This window comes from Mesorhizobium sp. M0808 (assembly GCF_040320025.1).
Lineage (GTDB): Bacteria > Pseudomonadota > Alphaproteobacteria > Rhizobiales > Rhizobiaceae > Mesorhizobium.
In genome coordinates this window covers 19,397-37,804 of record NZ_JAMYOX010000002.1, presented here as the reverse complement: position 1 = coordinate 37,804, position 18,408 = coordinate 19,397, and the positions used below count along the sequence as shown (strand labels likewise).

Here is an 18,408-nt window from a genome sequence, read left to right as displayed (position 1 = left end):
GACGCCTTCAGGCCCAAATCCTTAGCCGTCAAATCGAGCGTTCCTCCAGCAAGTCGTGGGCGATGTAGAAATCCTGCAGCCCGGCCAGCGCCGGATGCGCCAGTGCCCGGCGAAGATAGTCGCGGATGCGCGGCAGATGCTTCAGATAATAAGGCTTGCCGTCGCGTTTTTCGAGCCGCACGAAGATGCCGAGGATCTTGGAATTGCGCTGTGCGGCCATGATTGCATAGGTTTCGCGGAATTCGTTCTCATCGAAGGCACCGGCAGCGCGTCGCGCGGCGATGTAGGCGGCGAGCGTGTGCTTTTCGATTTCGGGTGAGATAGTGACGCGCGCGTCCATGGCTAGCGAGGCGACGTCGTAGGCGGACGGCCCGATCAGCGCGTCCTGGACATCGACGACGCCGAGGCGATCGTGACCGGAACGGTCAGCGCGCCAGATCAGGTTGGGTGAATGGAAATCGCGCAGCATCAGCGTGTATTCGCGTCCCTCCAGCCGATCGAGCACCGCACTCCATTCGCTGCGGTAACCGGCGCGCAGCGCCTCTCTAGGCGGAGCGCCTGATATCGCCGGGACATACCAGTCGACCAACAATTCGGCCTCGATCATCATGGCGTCGCGGTCGAAAGGCGGCACCTCATGGAAGACGCCGGGGCCGGCCTGCATGCGGGTCGGCCATGTTTTGCCGTGCATCATGGCAAGCAGTCCGGCCGCCGCAGCGTAGCGCTCGGCCACCGGCTGGCCGCGCTTGTCGAGAAACCCTTGGGAACCGAGATGCTCCAGCAGGAGAAAACCCTGGTCGAGATCCTGGGCATAGATTTCCGGGACGCTGACGCCGCCGGCCCGCAAGGCCCGGTCGATGGCGACGAACGCCGAAACGGATTGCGCGGTGTGAGCGATCTCGGCATAGGGTTTGCCGTCGCGGACTGGCGGTCCGAGCACCAGCCTTGGCGAGTTCATCAGCACCCGCGGCGGAAATCTGGCGAGCGTGACGATCTCGTAGGAGCGAGCCGAGGCATCACCGATGAAATATCGTCGCTGCGCTTCGCCCCAACCGGCCTGCCCGAGAAAATCGCGCATTGCCAGCGATCGCGCCGCGCGCTCGAAGGCGGCGCCCTCTCCCGATAGTCTCGCCAATCGGCCGTCGCCCTGCTGGAGAAGTTCGACCAGCACCGAGGTTTTCGGCAGATATGCCTCTGCCCGCTCCGGCCATTCGACCAGCGCGGCGCCTTGCGTCAGCGCCTCGTCGAAGCCCAGCTCATCCAGCTCGGATGCCGTGCCCAAGCGGTAGAGATCGAAATGATGAACCGGCACACGCGTGTCGTAGCTCTGGACCAGCGTGAAGGTCGGGCTCGGCACGTCGAGTCCGGCATCGTCGGCCAGTGCCCTGATCAGCGCCCGTGCCAAGGTCGATTTGCCGGCGCCGAGATCGCCCTTGAGGGCGAGCACGTCGCCAATGCGCAGCGACATGGCGAGATCCTCGCCGAACCTTGCCGTCGCAGCCTCGTCGGCGAGAAAATGCTCCAGCACCAATACCGCCATCGAACGCGCTACTCGGCCGCCGCGCGGATGCCGGACGGCGTGTCGGGAAAGGTGCAAACAACCGTGGTGCCCTTATCCCTGCCGGTCTCGATGCGGACGCTGCCGCCATGCAGTTCGACAAAGCTCTTGACGATCGACAGGCCGAGCCCGGCGCCACGGCGGCGGCCGCCATTGGTGCGCGGCTCGAAGCGCCGGAACACTGAGTCAAGCAGGTCCGGCGGCATGCCGGGGCCGTCATCGTGAACGGAAAATTCCACGCCGTCGGCAAGTTGGCGGCAGGCGAGCGTTATGGTGCTCGCCTCCGGCGCGTAATTGGCGGCATTGCTGAGCAGATTGTAGAGGATCTGGCGGACGCGGATCTCGTCGCCGTGGAAGGTTTTCGGCGCGGCCGCCGCGTCGATCCTAAGCTTGATCGCATGTTCCTCCAGCCGGTCGGCGACCAGTTCGGCGGCAGCCGTAATGGTTCGATCGATGTGAACTTCGGAAATGTCGAGTTCCATGATGCCGGCATCCACCGTCGCCAGGTCGAGGATGTCGTTGACGATGGTGAGCAGGACCGAGGAGGACGAGCCGACATGCCCGATATATTCGCGTTGCTTCTGGTTCAGCGGACCAGTCGACGGCAGTGAAAGAAGCTCGGTAAAGCCGATGATGTTGGTGAGTGGCGAGCGCAGCTCATAGGAGACGTGCTGCACGAATTCGTTCTTGATCTGGTCGGACTTTTGCAGCGCCTCATTCTTGTCCTTCAGCGCCCGCTCGACATTGACGCTGTCGGTAACGTCGACGAAGGTCATCATCACCTGGCCGTTGGGCAAAGGGATGACGGCGTAGCGCAAAACGGTGCCGTTGTTCAATTCGGTTTGGCCGTGGCGGTCGCGGCGCTCGTCGTCGAAGCCGGTGATGGCGGCAACGAACCCGCCCCACGGACTGTCGACGGCACGGCGGTCGCAAAGGTCGCGGATCGTCGAGACATGGACGTTGGGTTTTGAGGCATCGGCATCCAGCCCCCACAATGCCGCGAACGCCGGGTTCGACAGTCTCAGCCTGCCGTCGGGGCCGAACACAGCGACGCCTTCGGCGAGGTTGTCGAGCGTCTCGCCCTGGACCCGGACGGCGGTCTGGTAGCGGCTTTCAAGGTCCATCTTCTCGGTCAGGTTCTCGAACACCCAGGTGACGCCGCCCTTGGGCTGCGGATTGGCGACGACGCGAATGGTCTTGCCGTCCGGCAGATGCCACCAATGCTCCTGCGATTCAACCGCGCGGTAAGCGCCGAGCAGGCTCTCTTTCCAGCGCCGCCATTCGGGCTGCTCGGCGATCTTGCCTTCGCTGCGCAGGCGGTCGAGCAGCAAGGCGTTGTCCGGCGCGCTGTGCAGGAAGCCGCTGTCGAGGCCCCATAGTTTCTGGAACGCCTGATTGAAAAACCGCAATTTCTCGTCGGTGTCGAAAATCGCCACGGCGGTGTTGAGCTGATCGAGCGTGTCGGCGTGGCTCTGCATGGTCCGCTCATATTCGGCGCGAATGGCCTCGATAGCGCTGATGTCGCAGGCAAGACCAGCCGAACCATCCGCCCCGGCAAAATCGGTCACGGCAAACATACGGCGGTCGCCTTCGATGACCGTGGAGAGCGTCTGTTCAAAGACCGCGCGCGACTTGTGCTGCGCAGCGATCGTGTCGCGCGCCTGGCCGCCGAGGAATTCCTTGCCATCGCGGACCGCCGCTTCGGCATTCTCGGCCTCGACCGCTTCGGCGTAGGCGCGGTTGACCCATTTCAGCCGCCCGTCGACAGTACGCAGCCATGACGGCATCTTGAGCGCATCCAGAAGACCGATCAGCGTCTCATGGTCGGCGGCTAAGCGCTGGTTCTCGATCTTCAGCCTGGCCTGGCTTCGCTGTGTCTCCGAAAGCGAGACGAAGCGAACCAGCCCATGCGCCGCACTCTTGCGGCCGTGAACCTCGAGCGGCTGGCCGGCCTGCGATTCGATGACCAGATCGAACGGCTTTGCCTTGTCCCGCAGTGCCGCGACGGCATGTTCGAGTGCGGCCGCCGAACGCGGCATCAGCCAGCGGCCGAAAGCCAGGAAGGCCGCCCGGTCCTCCGGCGCGCCGCTCTCGATCGGCAATGTCCCGACAAGCTCGGGCTTCTTGTTCTCGGCCGCCCATACCACCACGCGCTGATCGCGGGAATGGAGCAGCGCCTCCGAGCGCTGCAGCGCGGCATTGACGTCGGCGATACGGGTCCTGAGCTCGGCATTTTCCGCCGCGGTGCGCGCCCGTTCGCGGATCAGAAAGATGGCCGACAGCAATGCCGCCCCCATGACGCCGACGAACATGGCGAGTTGCATGACCTCGACCGTGCTGACCGACAGCCCGGCCTTTTGCGCCACGCGGGTTTGGGCATGTGCAGTAAAGCCAAGCAGCGGACTAACCAGCGCGGAAGAAGCAAGCAGCACCCCGACACGGCTGCCGGCGCGCCATAGAAGGCTGCCGCCTCTGGCAGCGGAGCCCGTGATCGAATCGTTATGGCCGCCGGAAACGGCCTGTCCCGCGCAAGGCGGGTTATCCCCCGGCATGTCTTGGTCCTCTTCGCCGCCTGAATGCAAGACCGCCCTGATGCGTGCGCCCGGGCCTCGTCCCCGGACCGCGAATCAGCACCATAGCGCTTGCGCGAATCGGCGTGAAGAATCAATCAGCGCAAAAATAAAGCCGGGCGAAAAGTCAATCGCCCGGCTTCAATATCTAGTGGCAAGTTTCGCCGTGGTTAATAGCGGTAGTGTTCCGGCTTGAACGGTCCCTGCGGAGTGACGCCGATATAGGCGGCCTGTTCGCCTGACAATTCGGTCAGGCGGGCACCGAGCTTGTCGAGATGCAGGCGCGCGACCTTTTCGTCGAGATGCTTCGGCAGGACATAGACCTGGTTCTCGTACTGGCCGGGCTTGGTGTACAGCTCGATCTGGGCCAACACTTGGTTGGTGAAGGACGCCGACATGACGAAGCTCGGGTGGCCGGTAGCGTTGCCGAGGTTGAGCAGGCGGCCTTCCGACAAAAGGATCATCCGCTTGCCGTCCGGAAAGGTGATCATATCCACCTGAGGCTTGATGTTGGTCCATTTCAGGTTGCGCAGCGAGGCCACCTGGATCTCGTTGTCGAAGTGACCGATGTTGCCGACGATCACCATGTCCTTCATCAGGCGCATGTGGTCGAGGGTAACAACGTCCTTGTTGCCGGTGGTGGTGATAACGATGTCGGCCGTCGGCGCTGCGTCTTCGAGCGTGACCACCTCGAAACCGTCCATCGCCGCCTGCAGCGCGCAGATCGGATCGACCTCGGTGACCTTGACGCGGGCGCCGGCGCCCTTGAGCGAAGCCGACGAGCCCTTGCCGACGTCGCCATAGCCGCAGACAACCGCGACCTTGCCGGCCATCATCGTGTCGGTGCCGCGGCGAATGCCGTCGACAAGCGATTCCTTGCAGCCATATTTGTTGTCGAATTTCGACTTGGTGACGGAATCATTGACGTTGATCGCCGGGAACGGCAGCAGGCCTTTTTTCTGCAATTGATAGAGCCGGTTGACGCCGGTCGTCGTCTCTTCGGTGACGCCGCGGATCGCTTCCTTCTGCTTGGTGAAGAAGCCGGGCGATGCCTGCATGCGCTTCTTGATCTGGGCAAACAGGATCTCTTCCTCTTCGCTGCCCGGATTGGACAGCACATCCTCGCCGGCCTCGGCGCGGGCGCCGATCAGGATGTACATGGTGGCATCGCCACCGTCGTCGAGGATCATGTTGGAGGTGCCGCCATCGGCCCACTGGAATATCTTGTCGGTGTAGACCCAATAATCCTCAAGCGTCTCGCCCTTGACGGCAAACACCGGAATTCCGGCCTCGGCAATGGCCGCGGCAGCGTGGTCCTGGGTCGAGAAGATATTGCAGGAAGCCCAGCGGATATCGGCGCCGAGCGCCTTAAGCGTTTCGATCAGCACCGCCGTCTGGATGGTCATGTGCAGCGAGCCGGTGATGCGCGCGCCCTTGAGCGGCTTCTTGTCGCCGAATTCTTCGCGGCAGGCCATCAGGCCCGGCATTTCGGTTTCGGCGATCTCGATCTCCTTGCGGCCCCAGCCGGCAAGCGCGATGTCTGCGACCACATAGTCCTTGCTACCCGTCATGGCAGTGCTCCGATGCGAATTGATTGCGGGACGCGCCCGCCCCGAAAGCGTGTCGGAGGGCGCGAGGTGCCGGCCTGACTAGCAGATCGGGAGTCGGACGACAATGGGATATAAAGAAATCTTTATCCGTGCATGTCTTCAGAAGCGATCAGCACGTCAGCATTCCTCGCCAAAACGGGAAGCAACCAGTTGCTCCAGCGCATCGATGACCTCTTCGGCCTCCGGGCCGGTGGCGGTGACGCGGATCGAATAACCGGGGCTCGCCGCCAGCATCATCAGGCCCATGATCGAGGTGCCGCCGACCTTGACGCCGTCCTTCTCGACCTGGACCGTGGCGTTGAAGCCGCTGGCGATTTGAACGAACTTGGCCGAGGCGCGTGCGTGCAGGCCGCGCTGGTTGACGATCGGAAAGTCGCGAACGATCTTGTCCTTTTCCGGCAACAGCGCGCTCATTTGCTGCTCAGGAGTTGACTGGCGACATTGATGTATTTACGGCCGGCAGCCTGCGCCTCATCCAGCGCGGCCGTCATGTTGTCGCCCTTGCGAACGCTGGACAGCTTGATCAGCATCGGCAGGTTCATGCCGGCAATGACCTCGATACGCCCGGATTCCATCACGGAAATGGCGAGGTTAGAGGGCGTGCCGCCGAACATGTCGGTCAAAACGATGACGCCTGATCCCGTATCGACGCGGCCGACTGCCTCGATAATGTCGCGGCGGCGCTGTTCCATATCGTCGTCGGCACCGATCGCCACGGTCTCGAAATTGTCTTGTGGCCCAACGACATGTTCCACGGCATTGCGGAACTCGGCGGCCAGTTGACCGTGCGTTACAAGCACGAGTCCGATCATTCTTTGGTGGCTCCCGTCATCGCCGCTTCACAGGCGCATTTTATGCTCGCCGACCGTTCCAGGTGGCGGGAGCGCTATCTTGTCGACGCAAGGCCCGTTGACAAGCCCAAAATTGCGCCGGCCCAAGCCAATTTGACGCATTGCAGCAAAAAATCGAAATCGGATCACAGGAAAGGCGCAATCGACAGGCGCCACATCAATGCCGGCAAGGCCGCCGCTACATTGCGCTCGGCAAGATCGATGCGCGGCACTGGTACGCCGACAACGAGTTCGCTGCAGTCTTCCTGGAAGCGGGCCATTTTGCCGGCTGGCACCAGCCGGATAATGAGGTCGATCACACAGCTTGGCTCGAACTGTATCGGTTTGGGGCCGAATCCCGGCACCTCGACGAGGCCGGCTATGCTGGCTGGTGCGCGGCAGACCAGCCGCCCGTCGCAATCTGCAGCATAGAGCTGGTCATCGCCGATCAGCCGGGAAAACAGCCCACGCTGGCTGCAATGATCGATCAAGGCGAGCGCCAGCGTCGTCTTGCCCAAGCCGGACGGTCCGGTGATGAGAATGCCGCGATCACCTATCAGGATCGCGGTGCCGTGAATATTTTCAGGCTGCACAATAGGACCAGGCGTGATTGGAATTCATCCGTCAGCCTTCCGCCGGCAGCGTCACCACGAAGCGCGCGCCCTTGATCTCGCCAGGCTTGGTGCCCGGGATGTTCTCGGCGCTCAGCGTGCCGCCATGGGCTTCAACGATCTGCCTGGATATCGACAGGCCAAGGCCCGAGTTCTGACCGAACGCCTCGCCGGCCGGCCGATCGGTATAGAACCGCTCGAAAATGCGATCGATGTTATCGGCCCGGATACCGGGTCCATTGTCGTCGATGGTGACGATGTTGAACTTGCCGGCGCGCGCCAGCGATATGGTGATGTGGCCACGTTCCTCGGGAACGAACGAGCGGGCATTCTCGATCAGGTTGGTGATCACCTGGCCGATCCTCAGATCATGACCGACGACGAAGTAGCCTTTCACGCCCTGTGGCAGTTTGGCGACCTTGAATTCGATCTCGACCGCCTTCTTGTTGCGCGTGGCCTCGCGCGAGACGGCGACCAGATCGGTGATGAACTTCTTGAGGTCGACGGTTCCCGCATCTTCCCGCGCCAGCTCGGCATCGAGACGGGAGGCATCGGAAATATCGGTGATGAGACGGTCAAGCCGCCTCACATCGTGCTGAATGATATCCATCAGCCGGCTGCGCGAATTGTCGTTCCTGGCCAGCGGCAATGTCTCCACCGCGCTGCGCAGCGAGGTAAGCGGGTTCTTCAACTCGTGCGAGACATCCGCGGCAAAACTTTCGATCGCCTCGATGCGGGCGTACAGCGCATTGGTCATGTCGCGCACGGCGATCGACAGATTGCCGATCTCGTCCTGCCGATCGGAGAAGTCGGGGATTTCCTCGCGGTTCTTGACACCGCGGCGAACCCTGACGGCTGCCGCGGAAAGCCGGCGCAGCGGATTGGCGATGGTGGAGGCCAGCAGCATCGACAGGATGGCGGTAACCAGGGCGGCAATGCCGAACACGCGCAGGATGGCCTTCCGCTCGGCCGCGACGATCTTGTCGATGTCGCCGCCTTCGGTCGACAGCATCAGCACGCCGAGAACGGCACGGAAGCGCTGGATCGGCACCGCCACAGAAACGATCTGCTCGCCTTGCTCCGAGATCCGCACGATCGTCGACGGGCTGCCGGTAAGCGCCTTGACCACTTCCGGAAACGCGGCGCCGTTGCCACCCGGCTGCTCGCGATAGACGGGCAGCTGCTTGTTGCGGAAGAAATCGAAGACGAATTTCTGGATGCGCTCCAGAAGGTCCGGCTGTTCCTCTTCGACCGGCGGCAGGTCGTAGCGAAGGATCTGGCCGCGCGAATAGAGATGGCGGGAATCGAGCAGCAGGTTGGCGTCGCGGTCGTAAATGCGGGCGCGGGTCCGCGTCGGCGAGATCAACCGCCTGAGCACCGGCGCCACGCGCTCCGGATTGATCGGGAAATCGAGGTTATCGAGCTGATCGGAGCCCGGGCCGAGGCTTTCGCCGGCCTGCAACTCGAGCAGCTTCTCCGGATCGATGCTGATCGAATCGGTCTCGACCGTCGCCGAGGCGGCGATCGCGCCGGCGATGATCTCGCCTTGAGTCATCAGGCTCTCGACACGGGCGTCGATCAGCCCGTCGCGAAAGGTATTGAGATAGAGAATGCCGGTGACCAGGACGGCAAGGCCGGCAAGGTTGAGAAAGAGGATACGCCGCGTCAGGCTGGAAAAGATGTGATGGCCGAGAAACCGGCGCATCGGCACCGTAATTTTCGACACGAAGGCGGGCAGAATCCGCGGCGGGCGCCTGGCGGCGCCCGACCGTCTCACTCGCTCTACTTGCACTGCCATCGAATAGCAGCTCCCGCTCGACTCAAGCTTCGCGGAACCGATATCCGACTCCGTAAAGGGTTTCGATCATTTCGAAGTCATCATCGACGGCCTTGAACTTTTTGCGTAGCCGCTTGATGTGACTGTCGATGGTGCGGTCATCGACATAAACCTGCTCATCATAAGCCGAATCCATCAGCGCATCACGGCTTTTTACAACGCCCGGACGCTGGGCCAGCGAATGCAGGATGAGGAACTCGGTGACGGTCAGCGTCACCGGCTCGCCCTTCCAGGTGCAGGTGTGGCGCTCCTGGTCCATGACAAGCTGGCCGCGCTCAAGCGACCGGGCCTGCTGGTTGGGCGCCTTGGCCGCCGCCTCGCGGGTGCTGGCGCGGCGCAGCACGGCGCGGACGCGCTCCACCAGAAGACGCTGCGAGAAGGGTTTGCGGATGAAGTCGTCGGCGCCCATCTTGAGGCCGAACAGTTCATCGATCTCGTCGTCCTTGGAGGTCAGGAAGATCACCGGCAGGTCGGATTTCTGACGCATCCGGCGCAGCAACTCCATGCCGTCCATGCGCGGCATCTTGATGTCGAGGATGGCGAGGTTCGGCGGGCGCGCCGCCAGTCCCTCCAGCGCCGATGCCCCATCCGTGTAGGTTTCGACCCGATAACCCTCGGATTCGAGGGCGATCGAAACCGAAGTCAGAATGTTGCGATCGTCGTCGACAAGCGCGATTGTTGCCATTTCAAGCGGCTCCCTCATGAGCTGTCCCTTCTTTCGTCGAGAAGGGGCTTTTGCAGGACAAATTAGGTACAAAATGTGGCATAGGCTGTATCCGCTGTCACGCGCGGCATGTCGACGGCCACAATTGTACCTCGATATGGATTGGACGAATGAACATCGCCAATCCTTTGGGCAACCATCAGTGTTTTTGCACATATAAACGATTTAAACAACTTTCAAAATATTTAAATCGATTAATGATTTGATATCATTCGCCTTTTCTGGTTTTGACGTTTTTAGCTCCTGCAATGGGGGTTCCGGAATTCGCCGGTAAAGACGCGGTAAATCGAAGAAGGGACACCCATGTCGGAAGCCGGCAAACGCAATCTTGCATGTGCAATCGATCGGATCGGCCTAAGAACCACGGGCGTGGTGCGCTATAATTTCGGCGCGGCCGCGCTCTACGAGGAGGCAATCCGCCGTGGCGAGGCCCGACTCACCGCGCATGGCGCGCTTGCCGCCGAGACCGGGCAGCACACCGGCCGCTCGCCCGGGGACAAATTCGTGCTGCGCGACGAAAGCACCGCGCCGCATGTATGGTGGGACAACAACAAAGCGATTTCGCCGATCCAGTTCGATACGCTGCTTGCCGATTTTCGCGCCCACGCGGCTGGAAAGGACCTTTATGTGCAGGACCTGGTCGGCGGCGCCGACGAGGAGCTGAAGCTGCCGACCAGGGTGATCACGGAGCTTGCCTGGCACTCCTTGTTCATCCGCAATCTGCTCATCCGACCGGCCGCCGCCGAACTCGAGCATTTCATGCCCGATTTGACGATCATCGACCTGCCGTCGTTCCGCGCCGATCCCGCCCGCCACGGCACGCGCGGCGAAACGGTGATTGCCGTCGATCTTTCGCACATGATCGTGTTGATCGGCGGTACCTCGTATGCCGGCGAGATGAAGAAGTCGGTGTTCACCGTGCTCAACTACCTGCTGCCGGCAAAAGGTGTGATGCCGATGCACTGCTCGGCCAATGAAGGGCCCGTCGGCGACGCGGCCGTTTTCTTCGGCCTTTCCGGGACCGGCAAGACGACGTTGTCGGCCGACCCGTCGCGCACGCTGGTCGGCGACGACGAGCATGGCTGGGGACCGCACGGCATCTTCAATTTCGAGGGCGGCTGCTATGCCAAGACGATCAAGCTTTCGGCCGAAGCCGAGCCGGAGATCTTCGCCACCACCCAGCGCTTCGGCACGGTGCTGGAGAATGTGGCGCTCGACGCAGGCCGCGTGCCGGATTTCGACGACGGCGGGCTGACCGAAAACACACGCTGCGCCTACCCGCTCCACTTCATCCCTAACGCCAGCAAGACGGGGCGCGCCAGCCACCCGAAGAACATCATCATGCTGACCGCCGACGCATTCGGTGTGATGCCGCCGATCGCGCGGCTGACCCCGGCGCAGGCCATGTACCATTTCCTCTCCGGCTACACCGCCAAGGTGGCGGGGACCGAGAAGGGCGTTACGGAACCCGAAGCGACATTTTCGACATGCTTCGGCGCACCGTTCATGCCGCGGCATCCGTCGGAATACGGCAATCTGCTGCGCGAGCTCATCGCCCGCCACGGCGTCGATTGCTGGCTGGTCAACACCGGCTGGACCGGCGGCGCCTACGGCACCGGCAAGCGAATGCCGATCAAAGCAACGCGGGCGCTGCTTGCGGCGGCGCTCGACGGCTCGCTGAAAGCGGCCGACTTCCGCACCGACGCCAATTTCGGTTTCGACGTACCGGTGACGGTTGCCGGCGTCGACCGCGCCATTCTCGACCCTAGATCGACCTGGATCGACAAGCCCGCCTACGACCGGCAGGCGGCAAGGCTGGTCGGCATGTTCGTCGACAATTTCGAAAAGTTCGAAGCCCATGTCGACGCCACCGTGCTCGGCGCCGCACCACGCATGCAGGTAGCGGCTGAATAGCCGTCGCCCCTGGTGATGCTTCAAGGCCCGGCTTCGATCGGGCCTTTTCTTTTTTCGCCTGCCGCGCCATGAGTGCGGCATGAACGCCGACGACAAGATCATCATTACCGACGATGCGGTGATTAATCCGGGCGACTTGCACGAGGACTTCATCCGTTCGTCCGGCCCGGGCGGCCAGAACGTCAACAAGGTGGCGACGGCAGTGCAATTGCGCTTCGATGCCGCCAATGCGGCTGGCCTGTCGGAGCGGGTGCGCGAACGGACCATCAAGCTTGCCGGCCAGCGCGCCACCAAGGACGGCGTCATCGTCATCGAAGCCGGACGCTTCCGCACCCAGGAGCAGAACCGGGCGGACGCCCGGGCGCGGCTGACGGCACTGGTCGCCAAGGCCGCCGAACCACCACCACCGCCGCGCAAGAAGACCAGGCCGTCTAAAGGCGCGGTCGAAAGACGGCTCAAGAGCAAGGCCGGGCGCGGCTCGATCAAGAAACTGCGCGGCCGGGTCGGGGATGAGTGACAGCCGAAGCGGCTTCGGATCTCAGATCGCCGGTTAAAGCGCGCAGCCACCGTCGGAGGCGGCTTTCGGGTCGCCGTTTTCATTTGACGGTGGCATTCTGATTTCTCCAGACCAACGGATTAAGCGACGCGATGCTCGTACTGCCCAAAGGCGTCCGCCATATGCCCGGCTACCTGTCGCGCGCCATGCAGGAAGTGCTGGTGGAAGATATCAGGCAGGTCGTGCAGAACGCGCCGCTGTTCGTGCCGGCGATGCCGCGTACCGGCAAGGAGATGAGCGTGCGCATGACCAATTGCGGTCCGCTGGGCTGGGTCACCGACAAGGAGCACGGCTATCGCTACCAGCCGACCCACCCGGTGACCGGAAGGCCTTGGCCGCCGATCCCGGAGATGCTGCTCGAACTGTGGCGGGATGTATCTGCCTATGCGCACCCGCCGGAAGCCTGCCTGGTCAATTTCTATTCGCAGGATGCCAAGATGGGTCTTCACCAGGACCGCGACGAGAGCGATTTCTCCGCGCCTGTCGTCTCGGTGTCGCTCGGCGACGATTGCCTGTTCCGGGTCGGCCAGACGACGCGCGACGGCGCCACCAAATCGTTCAGGCTGAGGAGCGGCGACGTCGTCGTGCTTGGCGGCGAAGGGCGGCTCTGCTTTCACGGCGTCGACCGTATCTACCCGTCGACCTCGGCATTGCTCAGGAGTGGCGGCCGCATCAATCTGACGCTGCGACGGGTGACGATGCCGAAATAGGCTGTTCGGGTGGCCGGGGGCCCGGGCGGACATAATCGTCGCGCAGATAGATGCGCTCGGTCTCGTCCTCGATAAGAATGCGGTAGTGCGCCAGGATGGCGTCAAAGCCAAAATGCCCCATCAGTTGGCTTGTCCACATCGTGTTGTTTTTCTTGAAGACGACGATATCCGGGCGCAGACGCACGAACTCTTCGCGTTTGCTTTCGACGTAGCGCGCCATGATGGCTTGGTAACGCATGGCTTCGGCGGTGTCACCCGAGAGAGCTGCCTGCCGGGACAGGGAAAGTGCGAACGCTCCAAGCCAATCGCTGACGTGGGTCGAAACGAACTGCCCATCGATCATACGGTTCAACGGATGTCCCGAGGAAATATCCGAACTGACCAACGCTACGGTCGGCCGATCGGTGGCGGCGCGAATTGCGGCAACCAGCGCCGGCCCTGGTTTCTGGGTGCTCCAGTACGGCAAGAAAGCGATTGCCACCGCCGCCAATGCCCAAGCTCGCGAAGGAGCCGTCACGAACGTCAACAGCTTCGACGGCTGCTGCACGATCCTGGGCAGTGCTAGCAGGCAGAAAATGGCTGCCACAGCGCAAAAGATCGCGGGATAGGCATGATAAGACCAGCCTTTGGCTTGGTAGAACAGGGGAAACATGCCAGCGATCGATGCCGCCAACGCAACCGCCGCCAGCTCTGGAAACCGCCTGGCAGGCCACAGCCACCAGATCAGGAAGACAAGGAAACACCACGAGAAACCGTAGCCGATCACAATCGGCCAAAAGATGCCGATCTTTGCATAAACGTCCGCCAAGAGGGGATAGATGTCGCGCACGAATTCCGGATGGATCAGCGTGACCGTGCTGAGATAGACAACGCAGATGCCGCCAATGACCCAGTGTTCCAGGGCGAAGATCGATTTCAGACTGCGCCGGCGCACTGCAACGACCAGCGCCGGCGCCAACACCATGATCGCATAGTAGGGCTTGACCAGCAGCAGAATGCTGCCCGACAGGCCGGCGAGTACGGCGAGCCCGGGGTCTGGTTGGGCAGCTGCATCTCTGCGCGCGCGCCAGGCATGAAGCGCAAGCAGCGGCATGAAAAGTGCCATGCCGATATGCTCCCGCTCACTGAAAGCATTTCCGGGGAAGACCACCAACATTGCGCAAAACGCTGGCCCCAGTGCAAACAATGATGCAGTTTCGGTGAAACCCGCACGCTTGACGATCACGCCCGAGAGCGAAAGTCCGATAAACACGGCAAGGTATGTCCAGGCCTCAACCAGGATTTCCGGGGCGGTACCCAGCAATCTGGCCGCAGCCACTGGCGGCAGATAGAGCCAGACGCTGAATGGGGGATTGGTCTCGTAGATTTGCGAGTAAAGCCGCTCACCGGACAGCATACGCTCGCAGACCGTGATCAGCCAGCTAGTGTCGGGAACAGTCCCCCAACGTCGCTGCCAGAAGATCGAGAAGACGGTGACTGCGGCAATGGCCAGGACATTGCGGCTAGGAAGCAGCGACGCCGCAATATCCCGGTCGCGCCAGCGGCTCAAGCCGCCAATGTCGTTCGAGACGCTCATGCTGTTGCACCGAGGCTCTCGAGATCGAGCCATATGTCGTCCAGCGGAGCGATTGGATCCAGCCGTGTCATGGGTTTCCGGGGGGCTCCTGCTCAATCGGTGTGGAGCGGCGCAGGCGCCGTGTAACGCAGATAGACAGTGATTTCCGGCTCGGCGTGCAGCAGACGATAGTCGGCCAAGGCGACCTGGATCCGCTTGTCCTGCAGCATCAGGGCAGTCCACGCGGGCGAGCCTGACAGCACGATATCGGGCTTCTTCGCTGATATCTCGGCGGCGTTTTCGCCGATCACCCGATCGCGGATGCTTTCAAGTTCCGGTCTCCGTTCGAGATCGCCGGTGACGCGGGCGAGCGTGTCCGCGTTGGAGACCGCCCAGGCGCTCGGATGGCGTGATATGAACCTGCCGCCGACCAGCCTGGCGAGGGGATGGGCAACCTGCATCTGGTCGGCAATCGACATGATGGTCGGGGTTTCGACCGTTGCGCGGATCGCGGCGACAGACCGGGCGATCGGGCCGTTATCCGTCGTCAGCGCCGCGTACTGTGCCCGGACCGCTATTTGCAGCACCAGCACGCAGCCGAAGATCAGGGCGGCCTTGCGAACGAAGCCTGCACTGCCGAATGTGCCGAACCGCACAAGCTGGATGCCAAATGCAAGTGTCGCAACAACGACCATCGGCAGCGCGTGATTGGGCCAACCCTTGCCCATGACGATGAAGGCCGGAATGAACCCCAGGGCGGTCAGGAGCGGAATCCTGACGTCCCAGTTCGTCTTTCTCAGGCCGCCGGCCGCAAGCACGGTGGCGGCGGCCAGAAGCAGCACCACTTTCGGCCAGTTTGCCAGCATATCGGCGGCAGAGGCCCTCAACGGAAGATAGACCTCCCTGACCAAGGGCAGGACGTCGCTGACGTAAGCGCGGTCGAAGAGCGCGATGGACGCGATATAGGCGGCCACGATCGCAGCGCCCACCAGGTTCTCTGCGACGAAGAGCGGTTTCAGCGACCGCCTTTCAAGCGCAAGACAGAGCGACGGCAACATGAAGGCCAGCACAAAATAGGGCGGCTTGACCATGACCACGACCGCCGCGCCGAAGCCCGCGACCATGTGCTCCAGGCGCGAGCCCGCGCTGAAATCCAGGTTCCGCTGACGTGTGCATTGCAACGCCACCCAAGGCAGAATGGTAATCAATGCGAAGTGCTCGCGTTGGCCGAATTGATCCGGCATGAAACACAGGATCAAAAACAGGGCCGCCGCTGCCGCCCACAGCGCATGGGGCTGCCGGTAGACCGGTTCATCGCGCGAGAGAATGTGGACGGAAACGGAAAGACTGGCCAGGCTCAGGCAAACGACGCCAAGCGTCAGCCAGAATTCCGCACGCATGCCAGTGAGCTTTTCCAGGAGCATGAACGGCATGTAGAGCCAGATCGAGAAAGGGGGGTTGGTCTCCACGATGTCGGTGTTGAGCCGCTCTCCGCCAAGCAGGCGGTCGCAGACGACCAGAAGCCACGACACGTCAACATTGGTCGGAATTGCAACGGTCGATAGCCAGACGGCGTATGTGACGACCAGACTGGCCAGCAGCAACGGTGCACCCGCTACGCCCACAAAGGGCGAGAAGAGGTTGGCGCCGGGCAGCAGTTCACTGAGGGATCGCGCGCTAGAGACCACGAAACACCCACCGCCCGAGGACGACATAGTTGATGACCGGCACGGCAATGCAGGTGAGCAGGATCGGGATTGCGGCAGGGACGCCGAGCATCTGGGTCAAAAGCCCCGGCAGGGCGATCGCGACGGCGAGGCCGGAAGCGGTGAGCAGGAGGAAGCGGGGCAATTCCATCGCGTGGCTGCCGCCCGAGGTGAACGTGAAATATTTATGCCCGGTGTAGGAGAACAGCGCGGCGACGGCGTAGGCCGCAAACGATGTGAGCGCCGCCGGCAGGGCCGCCGTTGCCTGTCCACGCGACAGCAGAAAAGCGCAAACGGCGTAGATCAGCGTCGACGCGATGCCAATCAGCGCAAAGCGCGATAGTCGACGATACGAGCCGGTGCCCATGACGCGGTCAAGCTGCCAATTTCTCGTCGAGGCGAGCGGTTTCGACGGCGCTGTCCTTGCGGAATACCGCCAGCAGCGAAACCCCGAAGGGCAAGCTTGCATTTGGTATGATGCGGCCTTCCGCCGAAAACACTGCCTTCATCGCCGCATTCAGTGGTTTTGGCGGCGTGGCATGGCCGGCTGGCAAGGCCGACTTGCGCAACCTGTCCACCAGTCGTGCCAGCGCCGCTACCGGGAAGAGCGCGGCATTTGTGTAGCTCAGCCGGTCGATCGCGAAACCAGCCCTTTCGATTCGTTCACGCAGCAGATTGCGTGAATAGCGCCGCATATGATGCAGCCCCACATCATGCGTGCTCCACAACCATTGGTGTGCGGGCACAGTGAGGACGACGCTGCCGCCCGGTTTCAGCACTTGGCGGATCGCGGCAAGCGACGCCTCGTCTTCGGCGACATGCTCCAGGACGTCGAACAGGCAGACGAGGTCGCAGCTTTGCGGCGCGACAGGAATGTTGTCCGGCAGATGTCCGGCGAGGAAGTCGCGGCCGGTCTTTTCCCAGGCAATCCTGCGCGCGAGATCGCTCATCTCGACTGCCGTCACTGCGCCGAACTGCTCCAGCATCCGGATGTTGCCGCCGGTGCCGGCGCCGATCTCGACGATGCGCGCGTTTTCAGGCAGGCCGATGCTGCGAATGACCGCCTCGGCGATGGCGCGACGCCCGCAGAACCACCAATGCTCGTCTTCGGTGGCGGCCATCTGTCGGTAGGCGTCGATCTCCATCAGCTCATTCCCTCATATTTGCGGCGCACGATGTAGATCGGACGCTGCTTGATCTCGGCGTAGACCCTGCCGAGGTATTGTCCGATGATGCCGATGCCGAGTAACTGGATGCCGCCAAGGAAAAGAACACTGACCAGCAGGGAGGCGTAGCCGGGCACATCAACGCCAAAGATCATTGTCTTGGCGACGATCAGCAGGCCGTAGAGGAACGACAGCGCGGAAATCGTCGCGCCGATATAGGTCCAGATTTCAAGCGGAGCGGTGGAGAAGCTGGTGATGCCTTCGAGCGCGAAGTTCCACAGCTTCCAGCCGGAGAATTTCGACTGGCCGGCGATGCGCTGATCGCGGACATATTCGACGCTTGCGGTGCGGAACCCGACCCAGGCGAACAGGCCCTTCATGAAACGACGGCGTTCGGGCAAAGACCGCAGCGCCTGGATGACCTGGCGGTCGATCAAACGGAAGTCGCCGACATCGTGCGGGATCTTCTGCTGCGCGATCCAGTTGTGAACGCGGTAGAACATCGAGGCGGAGCGCTGCTTGAGAAAGCTGTCGCTCGACCGATTGGCTCGCTTGGCCAGAACAACCTCAAAACCCTCGCGCCACTTTTCCACAAGCAGCGGAATGACATGCGGCGGATCCTGCATATCGACATCCATCGGAATCGCTGCATCGGCATCGCAGCTGTCGAGCCCCGCGGTCATCGCGGCTTCCTTGCCGAAATTGCGTGAAAGGTCGATTACGTGGATGCGTGGATCGGTTTGTTGGGCTTCGATCAGCTTTTCGAGCGTCGTATCGCTGCTGCCGTCGTTGACGAAGATGAACTCGAGGGCAACGCCTTTGTCCTTCAGCGGCGCGGTGCTTTCGCATACCGCCTTCAGGAATGGAGCAATTGCGCCTTCCTCATTGTGGACAGGCACGATCAGGGCAATCGTTGCGCCGCCGCTGCCCGGACGTGCGATGCGGTCAGCTGCCGGCTGATCGATGTTTAGGAATGGCGCATTCATTTGTTTGCCGAGCCCGCAGATCAGGCCCGACAATAGAAAGACTGGGTTAAGATGACTTTAAGGAATGTCCCGGGA

Annotated in this window: 16 protein-coding genes; 3 read left to right on the top strand and 13 right to left on the bottom strand. The window is 62.2% G+C overall.

The genetic code is table 11. From position 1 onward, the window contains the following. Positions 1–28 precede the first annotated feature (28 nt). From tsaE to NKI25_RS03215, 8 genes are all read right to left on the bottom strand, one after another. Positions 29–1,540, bottom strand: a complete 1,512-nt coding sequence (tsaE, locus tag NKI25_RS03250; RefSeq protein WP_352576322.1) for a tRNA (adenosine(37)-N6)-threonylcarbamoyltransferase complex ATPase subunit type 1 TsaE — start codon at positions 1,538–1,540, stop codon at positions 29–31. Positions 1,541–1,548: 8 nt separating this feature from the next. Continuing rightward, positions 1,549–4,110 carry a sensor histidine kinase gene (locus tag NKI25_RS03245; RefSeq protein ID WP_352634861.1) on the bottom strand — a complete coding sequence of 854 codons (2,562 nt, stop codon included), beginning with the start codon at positions 4,108–4,110 and terminating at the stop codon, positions 1,549–1,551. Between the two features lie 188 nt (positions 4,111–4,298). After that, positions 4,299–5,699: an adenosylhomocysteinase gene (gene ahcY / locus NKI25_RS03240; RefSeq protein ID WP_023677552.1), complete on the bottom strand. Its 1,401-nt coding sequence runs from the start codon at positions 5,697–5,699 to the stop codon at positions 4,299–4,301. Positions 5,700–5,855: 156 nt separating this feature from the next. Beyond that, positions 5,856–6,152 (bottom strand): HPr family phosphocarrier protein, encoded by a 297-nt coding sequence (locus tag NKI25_RS03235; RefSeq protein WP_023677551.1) that lies wholly within the window; start codon positions 6,150–6,152, stop codon positions 5,856–5,858. Further along, a complete protein-coding gene (locus tag NKI25_RS03230; protein ID WP_023677550.1) occupies positions 6,149–6,550 on the bottom strand; it encodes a PTS sugar transporter subunit IIA in 402 nt (133 codons plus the stop codon). The genes NKI25_RS03235 and NKI25_RS03230 overlap by 4 nt, the downstream gene beginning before the upstream one ends. 164 nt (positions 6,551–6,714) lie before the next feature. Beyond that, complete coding sequence (locus NKI25_RS03225; RefSeq protein ID WP_352998174.1) at positions 6,715–7,161, bottom strand: HPr kinase/phosphorylase; 447 nt, start codon at positions 7,159–7,161, stop codon at positions 6,715–6,717. 31 nt (positions 7,162–7,192) lie between these two features. Then, positions 7,193–8,977, bottom strand: a complete 1,785-nt coding sequence (locus NKI25_RS03220; RefSeq protein WP_023677548.1) for a sensor histidine kinase — start codon at positions 8,975–8,977, stop codon at positions 7,193–7,195. Between the two features lie 22 nt (positions 8,978–8,999). After that, entirely contained in the window at positions 9,000–9,701 is a 702-nt protein-coding gene (locus NKI25_RS03215) for a response regulator transcription factor (RefSeq protein WP_023677547.1), read from the bottom strand. A 342-nt stretch (positions 9,702–10,043) separates the two neighbouring features. Between NKI25_RS03215 and NKI25_RS03210 the strand changes: the two genes are divergently transcribed. The 3 genes from NKI25_RS03210 to NKI25_RS03200 all read left to right on the top strand — a co-directional run bounded on the left by NKI25_RS03210 (position 10,044) and on the right by NKI25_RS03200 (position 12,920). Then, positions 10,044–11,654 (top strand): phosphoenolpyruvate carboxykinase, encoded by a 1,611-nt coding sequence (locus NKI25_RS03210; protein WP_352998172.1) that lies wholly within the window; start codon positions 10,044–10,046, stop codon positions 11,652–11,654. Positions 11,655–11,733: 79 nt separating this feature from the next. After that, positions 11,734–12,171, top strand: coding sequence for an alternative ribosome rescue aminoacyl-tRNA hydrolase ArfB (arfB, locus tag NKI25_RS03205; RefSeq protein ID WP_023677545.1), 438 nt, complete (start codon positions 11,734–11,736; stop codon positions 12,169–12,171). A gap of 131 nt (positions 12,172–12,302) precedes the next feature. Next, positions 12,303–12,920 (top strand): alpha-ketoglutarate-dependent dioxygenase AlkB family protein, encoded by a 618-nt coding sequence (locus tag NKI25_RS03200; protein ID WP_352454809.1) that lies wholly within the window; start codon positions 12,303–12,305, stop codon positions 12,918–12,920. On the opposite strand, the gene NKI25_RS03195 is transcribed toward NKI25_RS03200, so the two are convergent. The 5 genes from NKI25_RS03195 to NKI25_RS03175 all read right to left on the bottom strand — a co-directional run bounded on the left by NKI25_RS03195 (position 12,883) and on the right by NKI25_RS03175 (position 18,333). Continuing rightward, on the bottom strand, positions 12,883–14,469 hold the full coding sequence (locus NKI25_RS03195) for a hypothetical protein (RefSeq protein WP_352998170.1): 1,587 nt from the start codon (positions 14,467–14,469) through the stop codon (positions 12,883–12,885). The two genes, NKI25_RS03200 and NKI25_RS03195, sit on opposite strands and share 38 nt — an antisense overlap. A 119-nt stretch (positions 14,470–14,588) precedes the next feature. After that, positions 14,589–16,163: a hypothetical protein gene (locus NKI25_RS03190; RefSeq protein ID WP_352998166.1), complete on the bottom strand. Its 1,575-nt coding sequence runs from the start codon at positions 16,161–16,163 to the stop codon at positions 14,589–14,591. Beyond that, positions 16,153–16,548 carry a GtrA family protein gene (locus NKI25_RS03185; protein WP_023677541.1) on the bottom strand — a complete coding sequence of 132 codons (396 nt, stop codon included), beginning with the start codon at positions 16,546–16,548 and terminating at the stop codon, positions 16,153–16,155. The genes NKI25_RS03190 and NKI25_RS03185 overlap by 11 nt, the downstream gene beginning before the upstream one ends. A gap of 7 nt (positions 16,549–16,555) precedes the next feature. Beyond that, positions 16,556–17,326, bottom strand: coding sequence for a class I SAM-dependent methyltransferase (locus NKI25_RS03180; RefSeq protein ID WP_352576335.1), 771 nt, complete (start codon positions 17,324–17,326; stop codon positions 16,556–16,558). Continuing rightward, positions 17,326–18,333 (bottom strand): glycosyltransferase family 2 protein, encoded by a 1,008-nt coding sequence (locus NKI25_RS03175; RefSeq protein WP_352998164.1) that lies wholly within the window; start codon positions 18,331–18,333, stop codon positions 17,326–17,328. The genes NKI25_RS03180 and NKI25_RS03175 overlap by 1 nt, the downstream gene beginning before the upstream one ends. Between the last annotated feature and the right edge of the window lie 75 nt (positions 18,334–18,408).

Excerpts from the sequence above, each read along its gene's own strand:
- tsaE (WP_352576322.1), bottom strand. The coding sequence starts at position 1,540 with ATGGCGGTATTGGTGCTGGAGCATTTTCTCGCCGACGAGGCTGCGACG.
- NKI25_RS03245 (WP_352634861.1), bottom strand. The coding sequence starts at position 4,110 with ATGCCGGGGGATAACCCGCCTTGCGCGGGACAGGCCGTTTCCGGCGGC.
- ahcY (WP_023677552.1), bottom strand. The coding sequence starts at position 5,699 with ATGACGGGTAGCAAGGACTATGTGGTCGCAGACATCGCGCTTGCCGGC.
- NKI25_RS03235 (WP_023677551.1), bottom strand. The coding sequence starts at position 6,152 with ATGAGCGCGCTGTTGCCGGAAAAGGACAAGATCGTTCGCGACTTTCCG.
- NKI25_RS03230 (WP_023677550.1), bottom strand. The coding sequence starts at position 6,550 with ATGATCGGACTCGTGCTTGTAACGCACGGTCAACTGGCCGCCGAGTTC.
- NKI25_RS03220 (WP_023677548.1), bottom strand. The coding sequence starts at position 8,977 with ATGGCAGTGCAAGTAGAGCGAGTGAGACGGTCGGGCGCCGCCAGGCGC.
- NKI25_RS03215 (WP_023677547.1), bottom strand. The coding sequence starts at position 9,701 with ATGGCAACAATCGCGCTTGTCGACGACGATCGCAACATTCTGACTTCG.
- NKI25_RS03210 (WP_352998172.1), top strand. The coding sequence starts at position 10,044 with ATGTCGGAAGCCGGCAAACGCAATCTTGCATGTGCAATCGATCGGATC.
- arfB (WP_023677545.1), top strand. The coding sequence starts at position 11,734 with ATGAACGCCGACGACAAGATCATCATTACCGACGATGCGGTGATTAAT.
- NKI25_RS03200 (WP_352454809.1), top strand. The coding sequence starts at position 12,303 with ATGCTCGTACTGCCCAAAGGCGTCCGCCATATGCCCGGCTACCTGTCG.
- NKI25_RS03185 (WP_023677541.1), bottom strand. The coding sequence starts at position 16,548 with ATGGGCACCGGCTCGTATCGTCGACTATCGCGCTTTGCGCTGATTGGC.
- NKI25_RS03180 (WP_352576335.1), bottom strand. The coding sequence starts at position 17,326 with ATGGAGATCGACGCCTACCGACAGATGGCCGCCACCGAAGACGAGCAT.
- NKI25_RS03175 (WP_352998164.1), bottom strand. The coding sequence starts at position 18,333 with ATGAATGCGCCATTCCTAAACATCGATCAGCCGGCAGCTGACCGCATC.